Source organism: Aliamphritea spongicola, from assembly GCF_017051665.1.
GTDB classification, from domain to species: Bacteria; Pseudomonadota; Gammaproteobacteria; order Pseudomonadales; family Balneatricaceae; genus Amphritea; species Amphritea spongicola.
Genome location: NZ_JAFIDL010000002.1, coordinates 575,122 through 598,988 on the forward strand (window position 1 = coordinate 575,122; position 23,867 = coordinate 598,988).

Annotated in this window: 26 protein-coding genes and 1 tRNA gene; 10 read left to right on the forward strand and 17 right to left on the reverse strand. The window is 52.8% G+C overall.

Translation table 11 applies throughout. The annotated features are described in order from the left end of the window. Positions 1-53: 53 nt before the first annotated feature. The 4 genes from JYB63_RS09170 to JYB63_RS09185 all read right to left on the reverse strand — a co-directional run bounded on the left by JYB63_RS09170 (position 54) and on the right by JYB63_RS09185 (position 4,306). Positions 54-129: transfer RNA gene (locus tag JYB63_RS09170), tRNA-Phe, on the reverse strand. 141 nt (positions 130-270) lie between these two features. Then, positions 271-462, reverse strand: coding sequence for a hypothetical protein (locus JYB63_RS09175; RefSeq protein WP_205657558.1), 192 nt, complete (start codon positions 460-462; stop codon positions 271-273). 145 nt (positions 463-607) lie between these two features. Further along, positions 608-1,987 carry an ATP-dependent RNA helicase DbpA gene (gene dbpA, locus JYB63_RS09180; RefSeq protein WP_205657559.1) on the reverse strand — a complete coding sequence of 460 codons (1,380 nt, stop codon included), beginning with the start codon at positions 1,985-1,987 and terminating at the stop codon, positions 608-610. A 144-nt stretch (positions 1,988-2,131) separates the two neighbouring features. Then, positions 2,132-4,306: a malate synthase G gene (locus JYB63_RS09185; RefSeq protein ID WP_205657560.1), complete on the reverse strand. Its 2,175-nt coding sequence runs from the start codon at positions 4,304-4,306 to the stop codon at positions 2,132-2,134. A 509-nt stretch (positions 4,307-4,815) separates the two neighbouring features. Here JYB63_RS09185 and JYB63_RS09190 point away from each other — a divergent pair. Next, a complete protein-coding gene (locus tag JYB63_RS09190) occupies positions 4,816-5,151 on the forward strand; it encodes a 4a-hydroxytetrahydrobiopterin dehydratase (protein WP_205657561.1) in 336 nt (111 codons plus the stop codon). Here the strand turns inward: JYB63_RS09190 and JYB63_RS09195 are convergent. The 8 genes from JYB63_RS09195 to JYB63_RS09230 all read right to left on the reverse strand — a co-directional run bounded on the left by JYB63_RS09195 (position 5,146) and on the right by JYB63_RS09230 (position 10,739). Further along, the gene (locus JYB63_RS09195) at positions 5,146-5,688 is read right to left on the reverse strand and encodes a GNAT family N-acetyltransferase (protein ID WP_205657562.1); all 543 of its coding nucleotides are present in this window, start codon (positions 5,686-5,688) and stop codon (positions 5,146-5,148) included. The two genes, JYB63_RS09190 and JYB63_RS09195, sit on opposite strands and share 6 nt — an antisense overlap. Then, complete coding sequence (locus JYB63_RS09200) at positions 5,688-6,059, reverse strand: DCC1-like thiol-disulfide oxidoreductase family protein (RefSeq protein ID WP_205657563.1); 372 nt, start codon at positions 6,057-6,059, stop codon at positions 5,688-5,690. Before JYB63_RS09200 ends, JYB63_RS09195 begins: the two co-directional genes overlap by 1 nt. Positions 6,060-6,063: 4 nt before the next feature. Further along, complete coding sequence (gene hemW / locus JYB63_RS09205; RefSeq protein ID WP_205657564.1) at positions 6,064-7,224, reverse strand: radical SAM family heme chaperone HemW; 1,161 nt, start codon at positions 7,222-7,224, stop codon at positions 6,064-6,066. A 45-nt stretch (positions 7,225-7,269) separates the two neighbouring features. Next, complete coding sequence (rdgB, locus tag JYB63_RS09210; protein WP_205657565.1) at positions 7,270-7,866, reverse strand: RdgB/HAM1 family non-canonical purine NTP pyrophosphatase; 597 nt, start codon at positions 7,864-7,866, stop codon at positions 7,270-7,272. Positions 7,867-7,888: 22 nt separating this feature from the next. After that, positions 7,889-8,350 carry a DUF4426 domain-containing protein gene (locus JYB63_RS09215; protein ID WP_205657566.1) on the reverse strand — a complete coding sequence of 154 codons (462 nt, stop codon included), beginning with the start codon at positions 8,348-8,350 and terminating at the stop codon, positions 7,889-7,891. A 167-nt stretch (positions 8,351-8,517) separates the two neighbouring features. After that, positions 8,518-9,075 carry a YggT family protein gene (locus tag JYB63_RS09220; RefSeq protein WP_205657567.1) on the reverse strand — a complete coding sequence of 186 codons (558 nt, stop codon included), beginning with the start codon at positions 9,073-9,075 and terminating at the stop codon, positions 8,518-8,520. A gap of 82 nt (positions 9,076-9,157) precedes the next feature. Continuing rightward, positions 9,158-9,982 (reverse strand): pyrroline-5-carboxylate reductase, encoded by an 825-nt coding sequence (gene proC / locus JYB63_RS09225; RefSeq protein WP_205657568.1) that lies wholly within the window; start codon positions 9,980-9,982, stop codon positions 9,158-9,160. Between the two features lie 49 nt (positions 9,983-10,031). Then, positions 10,032-10,739 carry a YggS family pyridoxal phosphate-dependent enzyme gene (locus tag JYB63_RS09230; protein ID WP_205657569.1) on the reverse strand — a complete coding sequence of 236 codons (708 nt, stop codon included), beginning with the start codon at positions 10,737-10,739 and terminating at the stop codon, positions 10,032-10,034. Between the two features lie 116 nt (positions 10,740-10,855). Here JYB63_RS09230 and JYB63_RS09235 point away from each other — a divergent pair, with 116 nt between their 5' ends. Both JYB63_RS09235 and JYB63_RS09240 read left to right on the forward strand, forming a co-directional pair. After that, positions 10,856-11,890 (forward strand): type IV pilus twitching motility protein PilT, encoded by a 1,035-nt coding sequence (locus JYB63_RS09235; RefSeq protein WP_205657570.1) that lies wholly within the window; start codon positions 10,856-10,858, stop codon positions 11,888-11,890. Positions 11,891-12,020: 130 nt separating this feature from the next. Next, complete coding sequence (locus tag JYB63_RS09240; protein ID WP_205657571.1) at positions 12,021-13,184, forward strand: PilT/PilU family type 4a pilus ATPase; 1,164 nt, start codon at positions 12,021-12,023, stop codon at positions 13,182-13,184. Positions 13,185-13,245: 61 nt separating this feature from the next. On the opposite strand, the gene JYB63_RS09245 is transcribed toward JYB63_RS09240, so the two are convergent. Further along, positions 13,246-13,860, reverse strand: a complete 615-nt coding sequence (locus JYB63_RS09245; RefSeq protein ID WP_205657572.1) for a TetR/AcrR family transcriptional regulator — start codon at positions 13,858-13,860, stop codon at positions 13,246-13,248. A gap of 169 nt (positions 13,861-14,029) precedes the next feature. On the opposite strand from JYB63_RS09245, the gene JYB63_RS09250 reads away from it, so the two are divergent. The 3 genes from JYB63_RS09250 to JYB63_RS09260 all read left to right on the forward strand — a co-directional run bounded on the left by JYB63_RS09250 (position 14,030) and on the right by JYB63_RS09260 (position 15,996). Then, positions 14,030-15,010, forward strand: a complete 981-nt coding sequence (locus tag JYB63_RS09250) for a fatty acid desaturase (protein ID WP_205657573.1) — start codon at positions 14,030-14,032, stop codon at positions 15,008-15,010. Between the two features lie 21 nt (positions 15,011-15,031). After that, the gene (locus JYB63_RS09255; RefSeq protein ID WP_205657574.1) at positions 15,032-15,343 is read left to right on the forward strand and encodes a MocE family 2Fe-2S type ferredoxin; all 312 of its coding nucleotides are present in this window, start codon (positions 15,032-15,034) and stop codon (positions 15,341-15,343) included. 98 nt (positions 15,344-15,441) lie between these two features. Beyond that, positions 15,442-15,996 (forward strand): dienelactone hydrolase family protein, encoded by a 555-nt coding sequence (locus JYB63_RS09260; RefSeq protein ID WP_205657575.1) that lies wholly within the window; start codon positions 15,442-15,444, stop codon positions 15,994-15,996. Positions 15,997-16,065: 69 nt separating this feature from the next. On the opposite strand, the gene JYB63_RS09265 is transcribed toward JYB63_RS09260, so the two are convergent. Further along, on the reverse strand, positions 16,066-16,314 hold the full coding sequence (locus tag JYB63_RS09265) for a YfhL family 4Fe-4S dicluster ferredoxin (RefSeq protein WP_205657576.1): 249 nt from the start codon (positions 16,312-16,314) through the stop codon (positions 16,066-16,068). A gap of 27 nt (positions 16,315-16,341) precedes the next feature. Then, entirely contained in the window at positions 16,342-16,821 is a 480-nt protein-coding gene (coaD, locus tag JYB63_RS09270; protein ID WP_205657577.1) for a pantetheine-phosphate adenylyltransferase, read from the reverse strand. Positions 16,822-17,001: 180 nt separating this feature from the next. Here coaD and JYB63_RS09275 point away from each other — a divergent pair, with 180 nt between their 5' ends. Next, positions 17,002-18,294 (forward strand): M48 family metallopeptidase, encoded by a 1,293-nt coding sequence (locus JYB63_RS09275; RefSeq protein ID WP_205657578.1) that lies wholly within the window; start codon positions 17,002-17,004, stop codon positions 18,292-18,294. Here the strand turns inward: JYB63_RS09275 and rsmD are convergent. Next, positions 18,291-18,920 (reverse strand): 16S rRNA (guanine(966)-N(2))-methyltransferase RsmD, encoded by a 630-nt coding sequence (gene rsmD / locus JYB63_RS09280; protein ID WP_205657579.1) that lies wholly within the window; start codon positions 18,918-18,920, stop codon positions 18,291-18,293. The genes JYB63_RS09275 and rsmD overlap by 4 nt on opposite strands. A 43-nt stretch (positions 18,921-18,963) precedes the next feature. Further along, entirely contained in the window at positions 18,964-20,202 is a 1,239-nt protein-coding gene (locus tag JYB63_RS09285; RefSeq protein ID WP_205657580.1) for a hypothetical protein, read from the reverse strand. A 375-nt stretch (positions 20,203-20,577) separates the two neighbouring features. Between JYB63_RS09285 and ftsY the strand changes: the two genes are divergently transcribed. The 3 genes from ftsY to ftsX are packed head-to-tail and all read left to right on the forward strand — an operon-like array spanning position 20,578 to position 23,731. Beyond that, positions 20,578-22,002: a signal recognition particle-docking protein FtsY gene (ftsY, locus tag JYB63_RS09290; protein WP_205657581.1), complete on the forward strand. Its 1,425-nt coding sequence runs from the start codon at positions 20,578-20,580 to the stop codon at positions 22,000-22,002. Between the two features lie 39 nt (positions 22,003-22,041). Beyond that, positions 22,042-22,701 (forward strand): cell division ATP-binding protein FtsE, encoded by a 660-nt coding sequence (gene ftsE / locus JYB63_RS09295; RefSeq protein WP_205657582.1) that lies wholly within the window; start codon positions 22,042-22,044, stop codon positions 22,699-22,701. Continuing rightward, the gene (ftsX, locus tag JYB63_RS09300) at positions 22,694-23,731 is read left to right on the forward strand and encodes a permease-like cell division protein FtsX (protein WP_205657583.1); all 1,038 of its coding nucleotides are present in this window, start codon (positions 22,694-22,696) and stop codon (positions 23,729-23,731) included. The genes ftsE and ftsX overlap by 8 nt, the downstream gene beginning before the upstream one ends. Positions 23,732-23,867: the final 136 nt, after the last annotated feature.

Below are 23,867 nucleotides of genomic sequence, written 5' to 3' on the forward strand. Positions count from 1 at the left end.
ATTTTCAGGCATAAAAAATCCCAGCACGAAGCTAGGATTCTTTAAGAATTTGTTGGTGCCCGGAGGCGGAATCGAACCACCGACACGAGGATTTTCAATCCTCTGCTCTACCGACTGAGCTATCCGGGCAACGGCGCACATTAAACACGTGTAGCTTAAAAAAAGCAACAGAATTATTGCCTTAAAGGTGCTTTATTTCTGAGTTTGGGAATGTGGGTCGGATCGAGAGAGGAGTGGCCGGTGAAAAGGCTTCACCGGCCGGGTTAATCCTTAGTGCAGTTCTAAGGCATCGTATTTTTTCTGAATTGCCAGCAGGGCCGGTTGGGCTTCAAGTGGCGCGTATTCTATGGCTTGTTCAAACAGTTCCTTGTTGGCTTCAGACAGGCGTTCTTCCTCCGTCATAGCAGAGAGTTTTTGCATTGCTTCAATAAACTTTGGATGTTGGTTCTTCGCCGGTTTCATAGGATGCCTCCTTAAATTTCGAGCTGTGAAGTTCCGACAGCCTGAGTTGCGTACGTCGGAAATTTTCATGCTGTCGTCCACAGTATACATGCATGATTGCTACAGATGCATTACTGATTCATTTGTTAAATGGTGGTTTTGGTGATCAGAGCATTCTGACTTTAAACCGGCGGCCTTTGATTTTGCCGTCCAGCAGACGGCTGTGAGCCTTGCGGGCTTCGGTCCGTTTCACGGCCACATAGGTGCTGTAATCGCTGACGTCGATCTTGCCAACGTCACTGCCGGGAATGCCAGCATCGCCGGTCAGGGCGCCGAGAATATCACCGGGACGGATCTTGTCTTTACGGCCGGCCTGAATGGCCAGGGTGCGCATAGCGGGCTTTGGCGGTTCCGCATGGACCACTTCCAGTTCCGGAATGCTGAAGCACACCGGTTCTTTGTTCTGGTATTCGCTGATGGCGTCCAGTTTGTACAGCTCAGATGGTTTGTAGAGGCTGATGGCGGTGCCCTGCTTGTCGGCACGGCCGGTACGGCCGATGCGGTGGGTATAAACTTCTGGGTCCCGGGGCAGGTCGTAGTTAATGACCAGTTCCAGATCGCTGATATCCAGGCCACGGGCGGCAACGTCGGTGGCGATCAGTATGGTGCAGCTGCGGTTGGCAAACTGAACCAGTACCTGATCGCGGTCGCGCTGATCCAGATCGCCGTGCAGAGCTTTGGCGAAGTAGCCGAGGTTTTTCAGATACTCTTCAATGTCGCTGCACTGGGCCTTGGTGTTACAGAACAGGACGATGGAGTCTGCCGGGTGGCGGGCCAGCAGTTTAGTCAGGCCGGATGGCTTGTCGACGCTGTCCAGACAGTAGAAGATCTGTTCGATTTTGCCCTGATCGTGAATGGCTTCCACGCTGATTTCTACCGGGTCACGCTGCAGGTTTTTACTCAGCTTAAGGATGTTGTCCGGATAAGTGGCGGAGAACAGCAAGGTCTGGCGGCTGCGGGGTGTGTAGTCGGCAACTTTATTGATCTGTTCGTTGAAGCCCATGTCGAGCATGCGGTCGGCTTCGTCCAGTACCAGGGTGTGGCAGCGTTCCAGATTCAGGGTACCTTTGCGCAGGTGATCCTGAATACGGCCAGGGGTACCAACGACAATGTGCGCGCCGTGGGCCAGTGAGCCGATCTGCGGGCCGATAGGCTGACCACCGCAAAGGGTGACGACTTTCAGGTTGGACTGAAAGCGGGCCAGACGGCGCAGTTCCTTGGCAACCTGGGTGCTCAGTTCGCGGGTCGGACAAAGGATCAGTGCCTGGGTACCGAAATCCCGTTGTTTGATGCGCAGCAGCAGGCCAATGGCGAAGGCGGCGGTTTTGCCGCTGCCGGTTTTGGCTTTGGCGATCAGGTCCTTGCCGTCCAGTGCATGTGGCAGGCTTTGCGCCTGTATCGGCGTCATGGTTTTGTAGCCAAGGTCAGCCAGATTATCCAGCATGGGTTTAGGCAGCTTCAGGGAGCTGAACAGGGTATCGGTCACAGGTTTTGAATCTCAGAATCGGGGTGCTTTGTGCACCGGGGAAATAATTTTCGGGATTATAGCGGAAATTGGCAGCAAAAGGGGGCTGAAACGAAAACATCCCGCCGGGGCGGGATGTTTGTGTGTCTGCAGTTAGCGTGCAGTTTATGCCGGGTGCTTGGCTTTGAATTCCAGACGGCGACGGTGCAGGACTGGCTCGGTGTAACCGCTTGGCTGGGTGCAGCCTTCCAGTACCAGTTCCAGAGCTGCCTGGAAGGCAACGCTGGCGTCGAAGTCAGCAGCCATTGGGCGGTACAGTGGATCGCCGTCGTTCTGGCCATCTACCACAACGGCCATACGCTGCAGGGTTTCAATAACCTGCTCTTTGGTGCAGATGCCATGGTGCAGCCAGTTCGTCATGTGCTGCGCAGAGATCCGCAGGGTAGCACGGTCTTCCATCAGGCCAACGTTGTTGATGTCTTGTACTTTGGAGCAACCGATACCCTGTTCAACCCAGCGTACCATGTAGCCCAGCAGGCCCTGTGCGTTGTTGTCCAGTTCCTGCTGGATTTCTTCAGCACTCCAGTTAGGATCACGGGCAACCGGGATGTCCAGAATGTCGTCAACATTGGCACGGGGACGGCTCATCAGTTCGTTCTGACGGGCGAACACGTCTACCTTGTGGTAGTGCAGAGCGTGCAGTGTTGCGGCGGTCGGAGATGGTACCCATGCGGTGTTCGCACCGGACATCGGGTGGCCGATCTTGGTCGCCAGCATGTTGGACATCTGATCCGGAATTGGCCACATGCCTTTACCGATCTGTGCGCGGCCCTGCAGACCACAGCCCAGGCCGTTGTCTACGTTCCAGTCTTCATAAGCGTGAATCCACTTAGTGCCTTTCATGTCCGCTTTGCGGATCATCGGGCCTGCTTCCATAGAGGTGTGGATTTCGTCACCGGTACGGTCCAGGAAACCTGTGTTAATGAATACCACACGCTCTTTCGCTGCGCGGATACATTCTTTCAGGTTTACGGTGGTGCGGCGTTCTTCGTCCATGATGCCCATTTTCAGGGTCAGTGGCTCAAGGTTCAGCGCGTCTTCAATGCGGGCAAACAGTTCGTTGGCAAATGCCACTTCTTCCGGACCGTGCATCTTAGGCTTAACGATGTACATGGAGCCGGTAGTGGTGTTGCGACGCTCGCTGTTACCGTTGATGTCGTGGCTGGAAATCAGGCTGGTGACAACACCGTCCAGAATGCCTTCAGGAATTTCGTTGCCGTCTTTGTCCAGTACTGCTTCGTTTGTCATCAGGTGACCAACGTTACGCACGAACAGCAGGCTACGGCCTTTCAGCGTGACGTCTGTACCGTCAACACCGGTGAAGGTGCGGTCCGGATTCATGCTGCGGGTGAAGGTTTTACCGTTCTTGGTAACTTCTTCAGTCAGGTTGCCCTGCATCAGACCCAGCCAGTTGCTGTAGGCAACGACTTTGTCTTCGCCATCTACGGCGGCAACGGAGTCTTCGCAGTCCATGATGGTGGACAGTGCGGATTCCAGAATCAGATCGCATACGCCGGCAGGGTCTTGCTGACCAATCTGGCTGCTCGGGTCGATCTTGATTTCAATGTGCATACCGTTGTTCACCAGCAGAATGCTGTCCGGTGATGCGGTTTCACCCAGGTAGCCGACCAGTTGGCTGTTGTCCTGCAGTTCGGCGCTGCCTTCTGTCAGTGCAACGGTCAGTTTACCGTCCTGAATGCTGTAGCCCTGGGCATCTTTGTGACTGGCGCCGGCCAGCGGTGCTGCCTGATCCAGCAGTTCACGGGCATAGTTGATAACCCGTTCGCCACGGACCGGATTGTATTCTTTACCCGGCTCAGCGCCGCCTTTGTGGCTGATAGCATCGGTGCCGTACAGTGCGTCGTACAGGCTGCCCCAGCGGGCGTTGGCTGCGTTCAGTGCAAAACGGGCGTTCATGATAGGCACAACCAGCTGCGGACCTGCCATGGTAGCCATTTCAGGGTCAACGTTAGCGGTGGTGGCTGAGAAGTCTTCACCTTCTGGCAACAGGTAACCGATTTCCTGCAGGAAGGATTTATAGGCCGGGAAATCGAAACCGTTGTCACGGTTGGCTTTGTGCCATTCGTCGATTTGCGCCTGAATAGTTTCACGTTTGGCCAGTAACTCACGGTTACGCGGTGCCAGATCGTGAACGATTGCATCCAGCTTTGACCAGAACTGTTCCTGGCTGACCTGAGTGCCCGGAAGTGCACGTTCGTTAATGAAGTCGTACAGAACTTTAGCGACGTCTAGATCGCCAACCTTAACCCTTTGAGTCATGTGGATGTGCCCCATTGTATATGTGCCGGTTCCGGAGAGAGGCGGCCGGATCCGTCGTTTTCATTTTTTTATATCAGTATCCGGCGTCGCTGTGCTGGGCGACATAATTGCCTGATACCGGCAGCATCAGTGTATGTGGCCGGGTGAGTGCTATTACCGGCGAATGATGCTTTATGTTGCAAGTGCGTAAAGATACAGGAAACAAAGCTTACTGTCCTTACCCGTGGTGCTAAGGTATGAGAAAAGTTTCCTATTGTAAAACGCTGTTTCTGATCGGAGTTGCTAAGTCCTTATATTCCGGGGAATTCAGGCGTTTTCATATCGTGAAAGTATGTGCTGGCAGGGGGCTTTAACCGGTGTTTTCAGACTTAAGTCGTAGGTGTTTCGCCGCTTTCAGGCGGTGTCCGGGTTTTATTACTGGTATCAATGACTTGCTGAATCAGAGCTATACTTAAAGGGTAACCGTTTATGACTGTTCTTTGCTGAGCAATCACTTGAGGGGAAATAAGGTGACTCAAATAACCCTAGAAGGGCATTGTGAGCCCTGCAGTGCGACAACTGAGGCATTAACTGCTCAGGCTGCAAACCGTTTACTGGATGAGGTTCTGCCTGAGTGGCAGCTGGATCTGGCTGGCGTTAGTATTTACCGGAACTACAGGTTCAAGAATTATCATCAGACCATGGCATTTGTGAACGCAGTGGCGTTTATTGCCCACCGGGAAGGTCACCATCCTGATATGGAAGTAGGCTATAACCACTGCCTGGTACGCTACAGCACCCACAAAATCGGCGGTCTGTCGAATAATGATTTTGTCTGCGCCAAACTGGTGGACGGCCTGTTATAGCGCTCCGGCCAGAAGAGTTTTGTGCATTGAGACGTTCGTCAGTGTCTGGCCGTGACGGATAATCCGGTTTTCCTGCCCGGTGATGAAGCCTCTCTTCAGGAAAAATGCTTCTGCTGCTTTCGACGCGTCTACTTTAAGAAACTTTGTTTTCTGTTTTTGTGCATGTGCTTCCAAATGGCGGTATAACGCCCCGGCGATGCCCTTACCCTGATAGTCCGGATGGGTGTAGGTGCAGTCTACATAACCGCAGTCAGTTTGCTGTGCCGGGTTGGCCGGTGAGCCGGCCGGCAGATATTCCATAAAGGCAACTATTTCTCCGGCGATGCGGGCAATGAATGTCGCGCGCTGATCTTCTGCCAGCATGCGGTTTTCCCACATAGAGTAATCCGGTGGCGTGGGCGCCCAGGCTTCCTGCGCAGCTTCACTGTAAAGATTTGGATCAATGGCGTGTACCGCTGCATGGAAGATGTCTGCAAGGCGCTTGCTGTCTGAAGCGTTAGCCAGAGTGATGTGAAGGGGCTCGTCAGGGCTGTTCATTATTCAATGCCTTTGCGTCTTAAGATCAACAGTAACAACTTGCGCCCCGCTCTCATTAGCGGATAACAGAGTTTTGCCCTGAGGGGCGAGCGGAATAACCAGTGATTCAGCCGGTTAAACAGGCCTGAGTTGCTGCCAAGCATGGCCAGCATGTGCAGGGCTTTATCGCCGCTGTATTCCTGATCGTCCAGTCTTAGCAGCATGTCGTTGTTCAGGTTGATGCCCTGCTGCCTGAGGGTTTGCACCCATTCAGGGTGTTCACGGGCGTTAATCAGTTCCAGTTCACCGATGTCTTCGCGGATGCGAAGTAAGCGGGTGTAGTGTTCACAGGCCGGGCAGGAACGGTCATACAGAAGCTGTATTCGGGCCACCGGTTCAGTCCGTTAAAAAGCTTTCTAACAGGTCGTTGAGAAATAACCTGCCTTGTTCTGTCGGTGCTATGCGGCCGGGATCATCGACCAGCAATCCTTTGTGGCGAAGCTGCTGCAGCTGTGTTTCGATCTGGCTGAGGGGCATACCGGTGGCTGGGGTATAGAGGTCTGCACTGACGCCGTCATGTAACCGCATGGCGTTCATCATAAATTCAAAAGGCAGTTCGTCACTGGCGATTGCCTGTTGGCCACTGACAGGGTCGATAGCCTGCATATACGCCTTAGGCTGGCGCTGTTTCCAACGGCGCAGGATCTTATCTTCGCCGGGCAGGGTCAGCTTACCGTGGGCACCGGCGCCAATACCGATGTAATCACCGAATTGCCAGTAGTTCAGGTTGTGCTTCGCCTGGCGGCCTGGCTGGCTGTAGGCAGATATCTCGTATTGCTTATAACCGTTCGCAGCGAGAAGGGCCTGCCCCTGTTCCTGAATGTCCCAGAGTGTTTCATCTTCAGGCAGGCGTGGCGGTCGGCTGTGAAATTCGGTGTTGGGTTCGATGGTCAGCTGATACCAGGATATATGGTCAGGGGCCAGACCGATGGCGGTCTGTAAATCTTCCAGTGCCTGTTCCGGTGTCTGCTTTGGCAGGCCGTGCATCAGGTCGGTATTGATGTTGGTAAAACCGATTTGCCGTGCTGCAGAAACCGCATGATGGGCATTTTCACTGTTGTGAATCCTGCCAAGGGTTTGCAGGTGCTGATCATTAAAGCTCTGAATACCGATGGACAGACGATTAACCCCTGCTTCCAGAAAGCCGGCAAAGCGTTCCTGTTCGAAGGTGCCTGGGTTAGCTTCCATGGTGATTTCTGCATCGCCCGCCAGTGGTGTGCGTGCCGCTACTCCCTGAAGGATTTCATGCAGTGCCTGTGGAGAGAACAGGCTGGGGGTGCCGCCACCAATGAAGATGGTTTCAATTTCCCGGCCCTGTATGTAGTCCAGTTCTGTTTCCAGGTCCCGCATCAGGGCGGCGGTATAGTCGGCTTCCGGCAGGGTGCCACTGTTGTCTCCCGGTTTAACCGCGTGGGAATTGAAGTCACAGTACGGGCATTTACGGATGCACCAGGGAATGTGAATGTACAGGGAGAGCGGGGGCAGTTGCAGTGACATCGGATTTCCGGCGGACCATACCTGTTGGTGTGGCCCGCATTGTGGTTACAGGTAAGCGGGTATGTTTTCGATCAGTTGCCGAACCGCTTTACCCCGGTGGCTAAGGCTGTTTTTTTCAGCCGGAGCCAGTTGTGCTGAAGCTTTGTCCAGTTCCGGAATATAGAACAGGGGGTCATAACCGAAGCCGTTATCACCGGAGGGTTTGCGCAGGATTTCACCTTCCCAGCTACCCTGACAGATCAGCGGAGTCGGGTCCTTGGCGTGGCGCATATAGACCAGTACGCAGCGGAACCGTGCCGTGCGCGGTTCGTCCCGAACGGCCAGTTGCTGCAGCAGTTTCTGGTTGTTGTCGGCATCGGTAGCGCCGGGGCCGGCAAAACGGGCGGAGTAAATGCCCGGTGCGCCGAGCAGGGCATCCACTTCCAGGCCGGAATCGTCTGCCAGTGCCGGTAAACCGGTAATCTCGCAGGCGTGACGGGCTTTGATGATGGCGTTTTCCACAAAGCTCAGGCCGGTTTCTTCTGCATCTTCTACGTTAAATTCAGACTGGGGAACGACTTCAACGCCCAGTTCTCCCAGTACCTGATTAAACTCTCTGAGTTTTCCCTGATTACCGCTGGCAAGCACGATCTTCTGAGTCATTTAGCTTTATTCCCTGCTGTGTTTAGTCGGCGTAGAAGCGCTGTTCAAATTTGATATTGGTGGCGGCACTGTTCGGGTCAGCCTGCACCTGCAGGTTAAAGCGTAATACCTGATCGTCTGTGAATGCGTATTCGGCAATGTAATACAGGGCGTTGGTTTCACGGATCTGACGGAAGTTCAGTGCCTGTTCCTGTGAGGTCAGGTTGGTGGCTTTACCGTTCACAACGGCAACGACCGGTTTGGTTGAGCCGTCGGCCTGTTTCTCCAGCACTGATACATTCAGCAGACCGCGGGTTTTACCACGCTTGATGCCATAGCTTTGCGCGACGTTTGGCTGCAAGAATGTGCTGTTAAAGGCGTTGTAGTGTACTTCGTATTTTCCCTGGGTAACTTTTTGCTCTGCCAGTGCCTGCTGGCCAAACATCGTGATACCAAGGGCCAGTACGGTGGCGGCCAGGGTTCTGAAGTAGTTGATGTGTTTCATGATGTAACCTTTATTCCCGCATTGGATTACCTGTGGTGTTCCTATGCTGTTCTGCTCCGCCGGGGATTCACTGAGTGTAACTTCAGTCAGAAGCGCCGGTCCGGTGTTTTATTCCATTATAGAGGACGCCGCCGCAGTTGGGGCTGCGGCGGCTGATGGCTGCGTGCTTAAAGTGCCATAGCTGTCAGGGTTTTCAGCTGGGAATTCAGTATCTGAATGATAATGAAAATCAGGATTGGCGAGAGGTCCAGTCCGCCCAGTGAAGGGACAACTTTACGGGCCAGATTGAAGACAGGTTCGGTCAGCTGGGTGATCAGCTGCGGGCCCGGATGATAGCTGCCCGGTGCCACCCAGCTGATGATCACTGAGCCAAGTACGGCCCAGAAGTAAATGTCCAGTATTGTGCTCAGTACTGACACGCCTGAAATTACAGCGATAGCCGGTAAGTTTGCACCTACTCCGTGGCCTTTGAGTGTCAGGATAAGCAGCCAGCCGGCAGCGTTGACGACAAATGCCAGTATCAGCGGAGTAATATCTACACTGGCAACTCTTGGTACAGTTTTCTGTAACGGCGCCAGTGGCACGGCGGTGAGTTTAACGACGGCCTGGGAGATCGGATTGTAGTAGTCGGCTTTGGCTACCTGCAGCAAAAACCGCAATACGATAATGAAGACGTAGAGCTGTACGATCAACTGGATGATGGAGCTGGTCGGATCCTGTCCCATATGAATTCAATTCCTGTTAAATCTGTTTGTATGAATACGAGTATAGAGCCTTTATAGCTGTCTATGAACAGAATAGGCTTGTCTATTTAGCTAATTCTTCCGCCATTTCTTCGGCTCGGTCGTAGCAGGCCTGCATGGCGGTGCTGAACATATCTTCCAGCCCTTGCCGTTCAAAACTCATGATCGCCTGCTCGGTGGTACCTTTCGGAGAGGTTACCCGGCGGCGCAGTTCGGCTGCGTCCACATCGCTCTGGCTGGCCATTTTGGCCGCCCCCAGTGCTGTCTGAAGGGTCAGTTCACGGGCGACTTCAGGGCTAAGGCCGAGTTTTTCGCCGGCGGCAGCCATAGCTTCCATAACGTAGAAGTAATAGGCAGGGCCACTGCCAGAGACTGCTGTAACGGCACTGAGTTCAGTTTCCTGCTGTACCCACAACGCGAGGCCGATGGTTTTCAGGATAGCTTCGGTCTGTTGCTTCTGTTCGGCGGTTACTTTGTCGTTGGCGAACAGGCCGCTGGCGCCGGTCTGTACCAGAGATGGAGTATTGGGCATGCAGCGTACGATGGCGGTATTGCCGCCCAGCCAAGTGTCCATGCTGTCGCAGCGGATGCCTGCAGCCACAGAAACGATCAGCGGTTGGCTGGCCTGAACGGTATCCGCAAGGGATTGCGCCACGCCTTTGAGAATCTGCGGTTTGACTGCCAGTACCACAATGTCGGCAGCGGCACATGCTGCCTGATTATCCGTGGTGGTTTGCAGGCCCTGTTCGCTGAGATCCGCAAGGCTTTCGGTACGGGTTGCGGTGGCCCAGATGCTGGCCGCCGGATAACCGCTGTTGAGCAGTCCGCCAATGATTGCCCGGGCCATGTTGCCCGCGCCGATGAAGGCCAGTGTGGGTTGCGTGCTCATAAGTGTGTCCTTGTTATCAGGCTGCGATGATGCAGCTTATTGTAATCGGTTATTCAGGCTTTTGGCTGTAGTCGCGGGCACCGAAAATCGCGGTGCCAATCCGTACCATGGTGGAGCCTTCGCTGATGGCTGCTGCCATATCGCCGGTCATACCCATCGACAGGGTGTCCAGTTGGGCTTTCGGGTTGGCCGTACGGATATCGGCAAGTAACTGAGCCATTTGCTGAAAAGGTAAGCGCTGAGCTTGCGGGTCTTCGCAAGGGCTGGGAATAGCCATCAGACCGCGCAGGCAAATGTTTGGCAGTTGAAGAATCTGGCCAGCCAGAGTGACTACATCTTCCGGCAGAATGCCTGACTTACTTTCTTCGCCGCTGATATTGACCTGCAGGCAGATGTTCAGGGGCGGCAGATTTTCCGGCCGCTGGCTACTGAGCCGCTGGGCGATTTTCAGGCGGTCAACGCTGTGTACCCAGGCAAAGTTTTCACTGATCGGACGGGTCTTATTGGACTGAATCGGACCGATGAAATGCCAGCAGATATCCAGATCCTGAAGCTGTTCAATTTTTTCCAGGCTTTCCTGTAAATAGTTTTCGCCAAAATCCCGTTGTCCTGCTTCGTAAGCCTGGCGCAGATCTTCAGCCGGGCGGGTTTTACTGACAGCAAGCAGGCATATTTCGGAGGGATCGCGGTGGGCGTTTTCAGCGCTTTGCTGAATCTGCTGCCGCACCGTATTCAGGTTTTCTGTGATGTTTGTCATACAGGCGTTTAAGGAAAATTGGCTTGAAAGTTTATATTCTGCTACATATAGAGGCGCGATTGAATAGCTACACTTATATTACAAGTGTTTACACCCTGTTGATGTACTGAGGCATTATGGATATTACCGAGTTACTTTCATTCACGGTTCAGCAAGGCGCGTCTGACTTACATATTTCTGCCGGTATGCCTCCGGTGATTCGGGTCGATGGTGAAGTCCGCCGGATTAAGCTGCCTTCTCTGGATCATAAGCAGGTTCACACGCTGATTTATGACATCATGAATGATAAGCAGCGTAAGGACTATGAAGAGCTCTTTGAAACGGATTTCTCTTTTGAAGTACCTAAGCTGGCACGTTTCCGTGTCAACGCATTCAACCAGAACCGCGGTGCGGCGGCAGTATTCCGGACCATTCCGAGTAAAGTTCTGACGATGGAAGATCTGGGGATGGGTAAAGTCTTCCAGGATCTGGCAGAAAAGCCCCGGGGGCTGGTGCTGGTAACGGGGCCTACAGGTTCCGGTAAAAGTACCACGCTGGCGGCAATGGTGGATTACATCAATGAGACCCGTCAGGATCATATTCTGACCATTGAGGATCCGATCGAATTCGTTCACGAGAGTAAAAAGAGTCTGATTAACCAGCGTGAAGTGCACCGGGATACCCTGGGCTTTGATGAAGCGCTGCGCTCTGCGTTACGTGAAGACCCTGATGTTATCCTCGTGGGTGAGATGCGGGACCTTGAAACCATTCGTCTGGCACTGACGGCGGCAGAAACCGGTCACCTGGTATTCGGTACCCTTCACACCACCTCAGCTGCCAAAACCATTGACCGTGTTGTGGATGTTTTCCCTGCAGCAGAGAAGGCCATGGTGCGCTCGATGCTGTCAGAGTCGTTGCAGGGGGTTATTTCCCAGACGCTGCTGAAAAAGCCACAGGGCGGGCGGGTAGCAGCCCATGAGATTATGGTAGGTACACCGGCGATCCGTAACCTGATCCGCGAAGACAAAATCGCACAAATGTATTCTGCAATACAAACCGGTGCTGCATTTGGTATGGTTACCTTAGATCAGTCACTGACGGATCTGGTGAATAAGGGACTGATCAGCCGCGAAGCGGCGCGCGAAAAAGCCCTTAACCCAATGAACTTTTAATGATGTGTTGGTCACAGTCTGTATGTAGTTGACGGCTAACTGACTTTTTTCTGCACGGGCGCGCAGGTTGTAAGCGCTGACAGGCACTGATGGCTGCCGTGTATTTTGCGACTTTTGGTTGGAGAACCAGGTGGATATTACTCAGCTCTTAAAGATTATGAATGATCGCGGTGCCTCAGACCTGTTTGTGACCGCAGGTGCCAGGCCCAGTATCAAGGTAGATGGCACGCTGAAGCCGTTAACTAAAGAAGCTTTAAAGCCTGATCAGGCTCGTAAACTGACCTGCAGTACGATGAATGATCAGCAGTTGGTTGAGTTTGAAAGTACCCGCGAGTGTAACTTTGCAATCAGTGCCCAGGGTCTTGGCCGTTACCGGGTAAGTGCGTTTTATCAGCGTAACTCGCCGGGCATGGTTTTACGGCGTATCAATACCCGTATACCGACGATGGAAGAGCTTCACTTGCCGGCAGTACTTAAAGATCTGGCGATGGCTAAACGGGGGCTTATTCTGTTTGTCGGTGGTACCAGTACCGGTAAGTCCACCTCGCTGGCGTCGATGATTGATTACCGTAACAGCAACAGCGGCGGCCATATCATCACCATTGAAGACCCGATTGAATATATCCATGACCACAAACAAAGTCTGATCACTCAGCGTGAGGTTGGGCTGGATACTGATTCCTTTGAAGTAGCACTTAAGAATACCCTGCGTCAGGCTCCGGATGTGATCCTGATGGGGGAAATCCGTAGCTCTGACACCATGGGCTACGGCCTGTCGTTCGCTGAAACCGGTCACCTGTGTATGGCGACCATGCACGCCAATAATGCTAACCAGGCGCTGGACCGGATCATCAGTTTCTTCCCGCCGGAGAGTCATGCGCAGGTCTGGATGGATTTGTCTTTGAACCTCAAGGCGATTGTTGCGCAGCAGTTACTGCCGACCCGTGACGGTAAGGGCCGCCGCGCGGTAATTGAAGTCATGATTAATACGCCGCTGATTCAGGATCTGATCCGTAAAGGCGAAGTGCATGAGCTGAAAGAGGTTATCAAGAAATCTTCTAACCTGGGTATGCAGACCTTTGATCAGGCGCTGTACGACACCTACAAAGAAGGCATTATTAACTATGATGTGGCGCTGGCACATGCGGACTCGGCTAACGATCTTCGCCTGATGATCAAACTGAATGCCACTGAGTCTGAAATTGTGCCGGAAGACGATACGATGAACTTCTCTCTGCAGGATGAAGACGATTACATCGCTAATCAGGGCAGCATCGAAATCAATAAAATGTAGCCTTCAGTAAGCGAAAAAAACCGGCAGTTAAGCCGGTTTTTTTTGCCTTTATCTGGTCAGTTCAGTGAACAAAACATCCCCGGATATAGCTGTTACAGGCCTGAATGGCATCATCGGGGCTGAGTGCATGTTTGTTGAGGGCTATGTTGCTCCATAAACCGTCGAGCAGTGCCAGCAGCCCCAGTGTTGCCTGTTCAGCCGGAAGGTGCAAGGGGGTTGTTTTGGCAGCTTCGCTGAAAAGGTGCAGATAAAACGCCATCATTTGCTGGCTGTTTTCCTGAATAATTTCCCGGTATCGCAGGGTGTAACGGCTGGCACTGGTAAACGCCTGCCAGGCAGCCAGTACGTTTCGGTCAAAGCCCGGCGGCTGAAAGCTGGCGGCGGCACACCGGTGGATCAGTGTCAGCGGGTCACTGCCGGTATCTGCGCCGATCTCCCGCTTAATGTCTAACGCATCGGCAAACATTTTGCTCAGGCAGGCGGCCAGCAAATCTTCTTTGCTGCTGAAATAATGGGCGCTCATACCTCTGGAAGCGCCGGCTTCAGCACAGATTTTTGCGATAGTTGCGCCCTCAATACCCTGTTCAGCAACAGTTCTTACGCTTGCTTCCAATAAACTTTTACGTCGGTATTCTCGGTTTTCTGCCTGGGTAAGCGGTCGGGAAATTGCTTGCATATCAGTTGTCTGCGTCAGTTCTTCAGTGTCGTATGGTTCACATTATACCTTGCCTGGCATAAAAAATGCTGATCGTAATAATTATGTTGATTGACATAACTTTGTTGGTTGTCATAAATTTGAACTGCAACGTGATCCCGTAACAACAATAAAAAACGAGGATGTATCTATGAGCACAGGGCAGGACTGGTTCAAACCTGAAATAGATAAGAAAACCCTGAAACAGCTGATGCGCCGGGATAATAAACCGGCTTTGCTGCAATTCGGGCTGTTCTTTGGCTTGCTGGCTGGGCTGGCGCTTACGGTAGTCGTCAGTTGGGATACCGGCTGGTGGTGGTTATTTTATCTTTTGTACTGTGTCGTGTTTGCCTTTGCGACTTCAGCGGTGCATGAACTGTGTCACGGTTCGCCTTTCCGCACCCGCTGGCTGAATGAAGTGAGTCTGTTTATTACTGGCTGGATGATGCAGATGGAGCCGGTTGCGGCCCGCTGGGGGCATGCCGGGCATCATACCTATACCCATTTTAATAAAGGTGATACTGAGCTGGCACTGGCGAATCCTCTCAGCTGGAAGGAGTTTTTTGTCCAGTTGAGTGGTGTGGGGGCTATGCACCGTTACTATGCTGAAATACTGATGCTTTGCTGTGGCAAGCAGGTGGCGCGGATTCGCGGCATTATTCCCCGGCAGGAGATGCCACAGGCGCAGCGTAATGCCTGTCTGATGGTGCTGGGGTATGTGCTGGTTATCGGCTGGTCAGCTCTGTCGGCCAACTGGTTACCGTTTCTGTTGCTGATGCTGCCCCGGGTTGTCGGTGGGCCTGTGGTGGGGCTGTTCAGGGTCACCCAGCATGCCGGGCTGGCAATGGATATTCAGGATCATCGTATGACAACCCGTACCTTTTACACCAACCCCTTATTCGAATTTCTGTACTTTAATATGAATTACCATGTGGAACATCATATGTTCCCGCTGGTGCCTTTCTATAATTTAAAGAAGTTACACCGGGTGGTGAAAGATCAGTTGCCAGAACCCCTGGATGGTATGGGTGCAGTGATGGCTGAAATTATTCATGCCATCCGCATGCAGCGCAGCCAGCAGGGATACTTTGTTAATAAGCTGGCCGCAGAGCCGGTACAGTCCGCAGTATAAATATCAGACCGGAGCCAGAATATGAATTTTATCGATGTATGTGATATTGAAGATATTGATGAAGAAGATGTAATGCGGTTTGATCACGGTGATGAGACCTTTGCCATTTACCGCACTGAAGAGGGCTACTTTGCCACAGCGGGGCTGTGTACCCATGAAGAGGTTCATCTTGAGGATGGTCTGGTCATTGATGATGTCATCGAATGTCCGCTTCATCAGGGACGCTTTAATGTCCGTACCGGGGAAGCGCTCAGTGCACCGGCCTGTGTGAATTTGAAGACGTATCCTGTGAAGGTGGAAGGCAGGCGGGTAATGATGGACCTGGACGGCTGATAGCTTCAGGTGCTCTCAGCATGTACGGGAGCGTTGTGCTTTTAAGTTAGCAGGTGCATAGTGCTGCCATTCTTTGAGGGCTGATATACGGAGTGGCTGTGCAGCATATTATTCTGTCGGATATTTTCGGTTATACCGCTGCGCTGCAGGCACTGGCGGACCAGCTGCCCGGTGACTGGCGGATTCTGGATCCTTACGACGGCGCTGAAATGAGCTTTCAGGATGAGTCCCGGGCGTATGCGCACTTTCAGAATGTTTCCGGTATTAATGTTTATGCGGCCCGGTTAACGGATTGCCTGGTAAAGGCTGAAGCGCCGGTGAAGGTTATTGGCTTCAGTGTCGGCGGAGCAGCACTCTGGCAGGTACTGGGAAGCAGTGTTGCGGATAAGGTTGGGCAAGCCGTAGGGTTTTATGGCAATCAGATCCGCCATGCTTTGGATTCAGAACCCCGAGGACCTGTGAGTCTTGTAATTCCTGAGTCGGAAGTGCATTTTTCAGTGGTGGACTTTGCAGAGGCGTTAAGTGTCTATCCACAGGTTAGTGTGCACCGTGCGGCTTACCTGCATGGCTTTATGAACCCTGAGTCGGTGAATTATTCGGCGGTGGGCTATGCGCAATACACCGCCTGGCTGCAGCAAGTCCTTGGTGATTGATGAATTAAAGGCGAAAAAAAACCTGCCAGTGGCAGGTTTTTTTGTGCTCATAAGTGGTCAGTGTGTGAATTACTGGCCAGTCAGCTGCTTGTATTTTTCCATCAGCTGTTCTTCAGATTCAACGTGATCCGGATCTTTAGGGATACAGTCAACAGGGCAAACTTCCACGCACTGCGGAGTGTCATAGTGGCCGACACACTCTGTACATTTCTTCGGATCAATTTCGTAAATTTCGTCACCCGGAGTGATTGCCTCGTTCGGACATTCCGGCTCGCATACGTCACAGTTTATGCATTCATCTGTGATGATTAATGACATCGTAGCTACCTCACTAGCTCGTTAGTATTAGTGTCCGAAACGGCTCTTCAGTGCCTGATTTACCGTTGGGTGCACAAATTGTTCTACATCTCCTCCCAGGCTCGCAATTTCCCTAATAAGGGTAGAGGAGATGAAAGATAAATGTTCTGCCGGCGTAAGAAAAAGACTCTCGGCGGCAGGTGCCAGATGGCGGTTCATATTGGCCAGCTGGAACTCGTATTCAAAATCAGAAACTGCTCTTAACCCACGCAGGATAATATTGGCGTCGTGCTGGGTGACCAGTTCTGCAAGCAGGCAGTTGAAGCCAACAACTTCGACATTGTCGAGGTGGCTGGTAACAACCTTTGCTAATTCAACACGTTCATCTAACGGCAGTAATGGTGCCTTCTTTGGGCTTGCCGCAACAGCAACGATTACCCGGTCGAATATGCGGGAAGCCCGCTCGATCAGGTCGTTGTGTCCGTTTGTAATCGGGTCAAAAGTACCCGGGTATACCGCAGTGTTCATGTTTAATTCACAGCTGTTCTGCATAAATGAATATTAGCAAATCCGCAAGTGCGCGATATTAGCTGAATTAAAGGGAGTTCACAAATACAATAATGGAATGGAAAATTGTTTATTGGTTATAAGCAGTGTTTTTTTAATTCCAATGCGAAATAACCACGCTTGCTTTACGGGATTCCCTAAATGAAAGTATTTCAATATCTTAGCCTGAGCTGTCGCGCCGGTTCTCTGAAGGTGTTGATGGTGTTGCTCGGCACGTTGCTGATCAGTGGCTGTCAGGTGCTGCAGAGTATTGATAAAGGTTTGTATGACGTCGCTGAAGCGGTGACTGAAACAGATCGGGTTACCGGACAGCGGTCACTCAGTACTGCGAACCGGAATCAGCAGATTGCTCAGGGAAACCAGTATGTTGAAAAAATGCTCCAGAATGAGCGGCAAAAGGGCCGAAAGGTAGATGCGGCACTGGATGCCCGGCAGTATCAGCGTCTGGTGCGTATTTTCGACCGCATTCATCCCATTTCTCATTTACGTCAGGAGCGCTGGAAACCGGTACTGATTGATCGGGATTCCTTTAACGCCTTTACCACCGGCGGTACCTATATCGTGGTGCATCTTGGGCTGATGAAGCAGCTAAACGATGCAGAAGTGGCTGCAGTAGTTGGCCATGAGATTGCGCATACCGTGGCGAATCATGTAGCTGAACGGCAGACACACCAGCAGTTAAGTGTTCTGACATCGTCCAGTGCCGTGCGCCGCCAGGGCTATCAGGCTGCCTTTACCCATGAGCGGGAACGGGAAGCTGACCGCATCGGCATTCTTTATTCAGCGCTGGCAGGTTACGACCCTTATGCGGCCAGCCATATCTGGCAGCGTCAGTATCTGCAGCAGGGGAATGCCCGCAGCCTGTTTGCCCATGATCACCCGGTAAATGCCGAACGGGCTGCAGAAGCGAAGGCCGTTGCTGATAAAGTGAAGCAGTATTACCGGCCCGGTCAGGTGAATCCCCGTGCACATGCTTTGCTGGATAACAATGTGTTGTGGCAGAAACGCAGTAACCGGCACGGGGATAGTGCAGGAGAGGGTGGGGGCCTTGCCGCCATTCTGTCGACAGCTGTGGGGGTGATGTCTGAGCACCAGCAGGCCAAGCAGGAAGAATACCGTCAGGCGCAGCAGGCGCAGTTTGTACGTTCTGTGCAGCAACAGATGCGACTGGAAGAGCAACGCCGTCTTAATGATCGCAGTTGGCAAACCCGCTGGCATTACACCGGCAGGGTGAGTTTGCATAAAGTCGTCGTGGGGATTATTGCCCGGGACAGCAAAGGCAAAACCTATCGCTTTGTCGGGCATCACAAGGGCGTGTTACGTCCCGGCCAGCGGTTTAACGTCAGTTTTATGCTGAATAAGGGGCTGACCCTGAATCAGCTGGAAAAAATGCAGACCCAGTATTATCTGGATGATGCATTGCCGGTGCGTTAAGCCCCGGCCTGCTCTCTGATATATAGCCGGTATGTCACCTGTCCGGCTTTTTTCTCACGGTGCAAATGCCAGTTCTCAGGTACCTGCAACATACTCAGTTCAGATTCGGTTTCGACGTAAATCATTGCCCGGGACGCCAGCATTCCCTGCGACTCAAGTTTTTCGCAGCAGCTGACGGCAAGATCCTTACGGAATGGCGGGTCCATAAACACCAGATCATATTGCTGGTCATTACTTTGCTGGCTGAGCCAGTGCTGGACGTCTGCCTGAATGACATTGGCATTGGTGGCTTTAAGGGTTTGTAAATTACTTTGCAGCTGGCCAGTGGCGGCAGCGGATAGGTCGATCATTGTTGTCTGGCCTGCTCCGCGGGACAGAGCTTCCAGCCCCAGTGCGCCACTGCCGGTAAACAGGTCCAGACATTTTGCCCCCGGTATATGGGCGGCGATCCAGTTGAAGAGGGTTTCCCTGACCCGGTCCGGGGTTGGTCGCAGGCCTTCTATTGCCGGAAAACTCAGTTTTCGTCCCCGCCATTCACCGGCGATGATCCGCAGTTGCTGATTACCGCTTTTAGGTGTGCTGGTTTTTTTAGTGGCTGGCCGCCGGCCAGGCGCTCGTCGGGACATGCGCTGATTTTCCTGATCTGTTAATTGACCGCGGGATTATACGTTAACGGGCGGGCAGATAAAAAAATTGCTGGTTATTAATGTTCAGCATGGTCTGCAGCTGTTCCTGAACGGCTTCATCCGAAGTGTCTGCAAGCCGGTCAGCAAATCCTGATATGTAATCTGTCGGTAGCCGGTAAAACGCCAGGGTGTTGAGTAATCCTAATTGAGCCTGCTGTTCGCTCATGCGCTCGAGGAAGTTCTCCTTAATGTTTTCCCGGGTGGCACTGATCACATTGATATCAGTGGCATTCAGCAGGCGCCGGTTCAGAGGTGTCAGCGCTGAAATGTCTGCCGGTGGACGCTGACCGTAAAGTAACAGTGCGAAGTACCCCTGCTGATCCAGTGATTTCCACAGTAAACGGGTGGACACGTCTGGCTGTAAGGTCGTCAGAGTCTGTTGCAGGCTTTTCACGGCGATCAGTTGTGCCATGAAACTGTCACTCTGCCTGCCTGGCAATGAAAGCCCTGCCAGTGCGTATGCCTCGTTACCGATTGCCGGCAGGGTCTGGCGCTGCTGAAAGCTGGCGGATGTGCTCAGTGGCTGTTCAGTTAAACCCCGGGAAGGCAGTTCTTCAGCCAGTAGCCGGGCGGCGGTTGCAGCATCCGGGCCGGACACCGCCAGTGTCAGGTTATGATTGCTGAATACATTACGTGCCCATGTCGGAAAACGCTGCAGAGGGTGAACGGAGGATTTGTCACTCAGGGTGTCCGTGAATGCGCTGAGCAGGCGGTTTTCGGCTGTCTGATTTTCCAGATATAACTCCGCTTTCAGGCGGTTCCATTCGGCCTCGGTGCCTGTTGTCATATCGCTGTGATTCAGCGCTTGCAGTAACTGTGGCAAGAGCTGGCTCAGTTGATTTGTTCCTTCTGCTTCGGTGCTGAGCAGCAGGGTAATCCGGTCGTCCTGAAGCGATTGCTGCAGGCTTGCCTTAGCCGGAGCTACCAGGTTGTTAACTGTATTGCTGTTCAGGACTTGTTGTAGTCGTTGGGAAAGCAGTTTGTGCAGCAGCTTCTGCTCGTCATTCAGGGCTGGCCCAAGACCAAAAATTAGCTGTACAGACAGTGTTTCAGTATCGTCCGGTTCAGCAAAGTAAATCGGCTTGTTTTCGATTGTTTCAATATTCAGGTAGTTGTTGGTATCACGGCCGGAAGCTGACAGAAAAACGATGGCGATGGCGACTATCCACAGCATTACTTTGAGATAGGTACGGTTGAACATCGGTTTGTATGTGTCTGCCATTACGTGAAACACCTGTATTGCTGGCTGAAAGCTGAATGTTGAGCTGCATAGTTACATGTTTTGGTCTTTTTCGCAGCCCTGAAAGGCTTTTGTCGGGGGCGGATAGTGGCGTTGCGAATGCGGGTTCAGGAATGTCGGTCCGGGGCGTGGTTAAATAAGCACCGTATGGTAACATAGCGCACTTTCTCAGCGCCTGATGCAGCAGGCAGTACAACGGCCATTTCCGGTCAGGCGTATGCTGCTTTTTTTCACTCAGGGGCGCTGTTTCCGGTATCAGATTCTTTATGCTGATCAGTAAGTCTCCGGAAATATCAGAATTACCCGGGGAGACACGCGACGGCGGTGTCGCCCTGAAGATTGCCGACAGGAATAGCAATGTTTAAAAAGTTAAAGTCATTATTTTCATCAGATACTGCCAGTGAAGAAAAACTGCAGCAGCCAGAAGCGGAAGCCCGTGAGCCCGCACAGACTGAAACCGCCGAGCCTGAGCGTGCCGCAGTTGAGTCTGTAGAGCAGGTTGCGGAGCCGGTGCAGGAATCTCCGGCTGAGTCTGCAGAGTCGGTTGCTGACGTTGTGGAAACTGAGTCTGTAGAGGAACCGGTTGCTGAAGTTGCGGAGCCGGTGCAGGAATCTCCGGCTGAGCCTGCAGAATCGGCAACTGAAGTTGAGGAGCCTGTACAGGAAGCTCAGGTTGAACCTGCAGAGCCGGTTGCTGAAGTTGCAGAACCCGTGCAGGCGTCTCCGGCTGAAAGTGAAGAACCGCCGGTCACCTCTGAGCCTGAAGTTGCAGACGCTATTGTTGAGCCAGAACCAGAGCCAGAGCCAGAGCCAGAGCCAGAGCCAGAGCCAGAGCCAGAGCCAGAGCCGGAACCTAAGGCAGAAAAGAAAGGTCTGTTTGCCCGTATTAAAAGCGGCCTGACCCGCACCAAGGCGAACCTGACCGAAGGTCTGGGAAATATCTTCCTGGGCGCGAAAGAAATTGATGATGATCTGCTGGAAGAGATTGAAACCCAGTTACTGATGGCTGACGTAGGCGTTGAAGCGACGACCGAGATTATCAAGCGTCTGACTGACCGGGTCAGCCGTAAACAGCTGGCGGATGCCGATGCCCTTTACGTGGCGCTGAAAGAAGAGCTGGCCTCGCTGCTGGCGGATGCTGAGCAACCACTGGCGGTGGAGACTCAGAACGGTCCTTACGTCATCCTGATGGTGGGTGTAAACGGTGTGGGTAAAACCACCACTATCGGTAAGCTGGCTAAGCGTTTCCAGGGTGAGGGTAAGTCTGTCATGCTGGCGGCCGGTGATACGTTCCGTGCTGCCGCAGTGGAACAGCTGCAAGTATGGGGCGAGCGTAACAATGTGCCAGTTGTCGCACAGCATACCGGTGCCGACTCAGCGTCTGTTCTTTATGATGCTTTGCAGTCTGCCCAGGCGAAAAATGTCGATGTGGTGATCGCGGATACCGCCGGCCGTTTGCAGAATAAAGACCACCTGATGCAGGAACTGGAAAAAGTTGTCCGCGTCATGAAAAAGCTGGATGTATCTGCACCCCATGAAGTGATGCTGGTGCTGGATGCCGGTACCGGTCAGAACGCGATGAATCAGGCCAGTCAGTTTAAGGATGCCGTGGGTGTAACCGGTATTACCCTGACCAAGCTGGACGGCACCGCGAAAGGCGGTATTATCTTTGCCATTGCCAAACAGCTTGAATTGCCTATCCGTTTCATCGGTGTCGGTGAGCAGGTAGATGATTTGCGTCCGTTCCGGGCTGGTGAGTTTGTTAAGGCGCTGTTTGATTAAGCGTTGACCCGGTGACATAGCACAGTATAAGGCTGCTTCATGATCAGTTTCGATAATGTCAGTAAGCGTTACCCGAATGGCTATGATGCTCTGAGTCAGGTGAACTTCAGCCTGAAGCAGGGAGAAATGGCTTTCCTGACCGGTCACTCCGGGGCAGGAAAAAGTACGTTGATGAAACTGATCATGCTGATGGAGCGGCCAACCAATGGCCGGGTTTTAGTCGGCGATCAGGACCTGGCAACTTTAGGCCACCGGCAAATTCCCTACCACCGTCGCAGAGTCGGGGTGGTATTTCAGAACCATCAGCTGCTGTTTGACCGTTCAGTCTTCGATAACATTGCTCTGCCACTGCGCATCTGTGGATATGATCCGGATGATGCTGCCCGCCGGGTACGTGCCGCGCTGGATAAGGTAGGGCTGCTCAGCAAAGAAAAAATGAATCCGGTCGTGTTATCCGGTGGTGAGCAGCAGCGTATCGGCATTGCCCGGGCGATTGTGCATAAACCCCAGTTGCTGCTGGCGGATGAGCCGACCGGTAACCTTGATCCGAAGCTTTCGGTCGAAATTATGCGTTTGTTTCAGCAGTTTAATCAGGTGGGGACCACCGTGCTGATCGCCAGTCACGATCTGGGACTGATCGGTCGCTTACCGCACCGGGTACTTACCCTTCAGCAGGGGAGATTAGTGAACGATGGCTAATCAGTCCCGTACTCCCCGCGCCGCTGCGCCTAAAGGAGCGTCCCGGGTTCAGCCTAACCAAAAACGTGATGGCAAGGTCGCCCGTGGTGCTGAACAGCACCGCCTTAAGGTTAAAGATAAAAGCCGCAGTTACCTGCGTCACCACGGTGATGTAGCCAGGGAGTCTTTTGATTCGCTGCTACGCTCGCCGCTAACTACCCTGATGACCCTTGCGGTACTGGCCATTGCACTGGCGTTACCGGCAACCCTGTATACCGGTTTGAAAAATCTGCAGGCGCTGAGTTACGGCTGGCAGGGGGATCCGCGCATTGCTCTGTATTTGCAGGAAAATGTGGATGAGGTCAGGGCAGAGCAGCTTAGCCGTGAATTATTACTCCGGGAAAATGTTGCTGCCACCGAACTGATCAGTGCCGAACAGGGGATGCTGGAGTTTAAGCAGAACTCAGGTTTCGGTGAGGTCTTCGATTTTCTGGAGATTAATCCGTTACCGGCGGTGATCATGGTGCTGCCAAAAGATTTATCCACTGCCATTGTGCCGGTACTGCAGGCGCAGCTGCAGGCGCTGGATGAAGTGGAAGAAGCCAGTGTGGATATGCTCTGGGTGCAGCGTCTGGAAGCTTTTGTGGTGCTGGCGGAACGGGGTGTCTGGGTATTATCCGGACTGTTTGCCCTGGCGGTACTGCTGGTGGTGGGTAACACCATTCGGCTGACCATTGAAAACCGGCGGGAAGAAATCGTCATTGCTAAGCTGGTTGGGGCGACTGATGCCTACGTACGGCGTCCTTTCTTATATGACGGATTCTGGTTTGGCATTGCCGGCGGTATTCTTGCCTGGCTGTTAGTGCAGATCAGCCTGCTGTTACTGGATGCACCGGTATCCCACCTTATTACTCTGTACAGCAGTAACTTTGAGCTTTCCGGCTTAGGGTTTGTTGAAACATTCTGGTTACTTTTAGCCAGTATACTGCTTGGATCGCTGGGGGCCTGGCTGGCTGTCGGACGGCATTTACGGGCTATCCAGCCAACCTGACAGGCGCTGTATTTGCAATAATACTGAGAATAGCGGTGAAACTGTCTACAGGCCCTTGCCTTTTGCAGTTTGCCCCGCTATTTTTACTCATCCGTTTTTGTCTCGGAATCTTGTGGATAAAAGGACGGACAGCCCC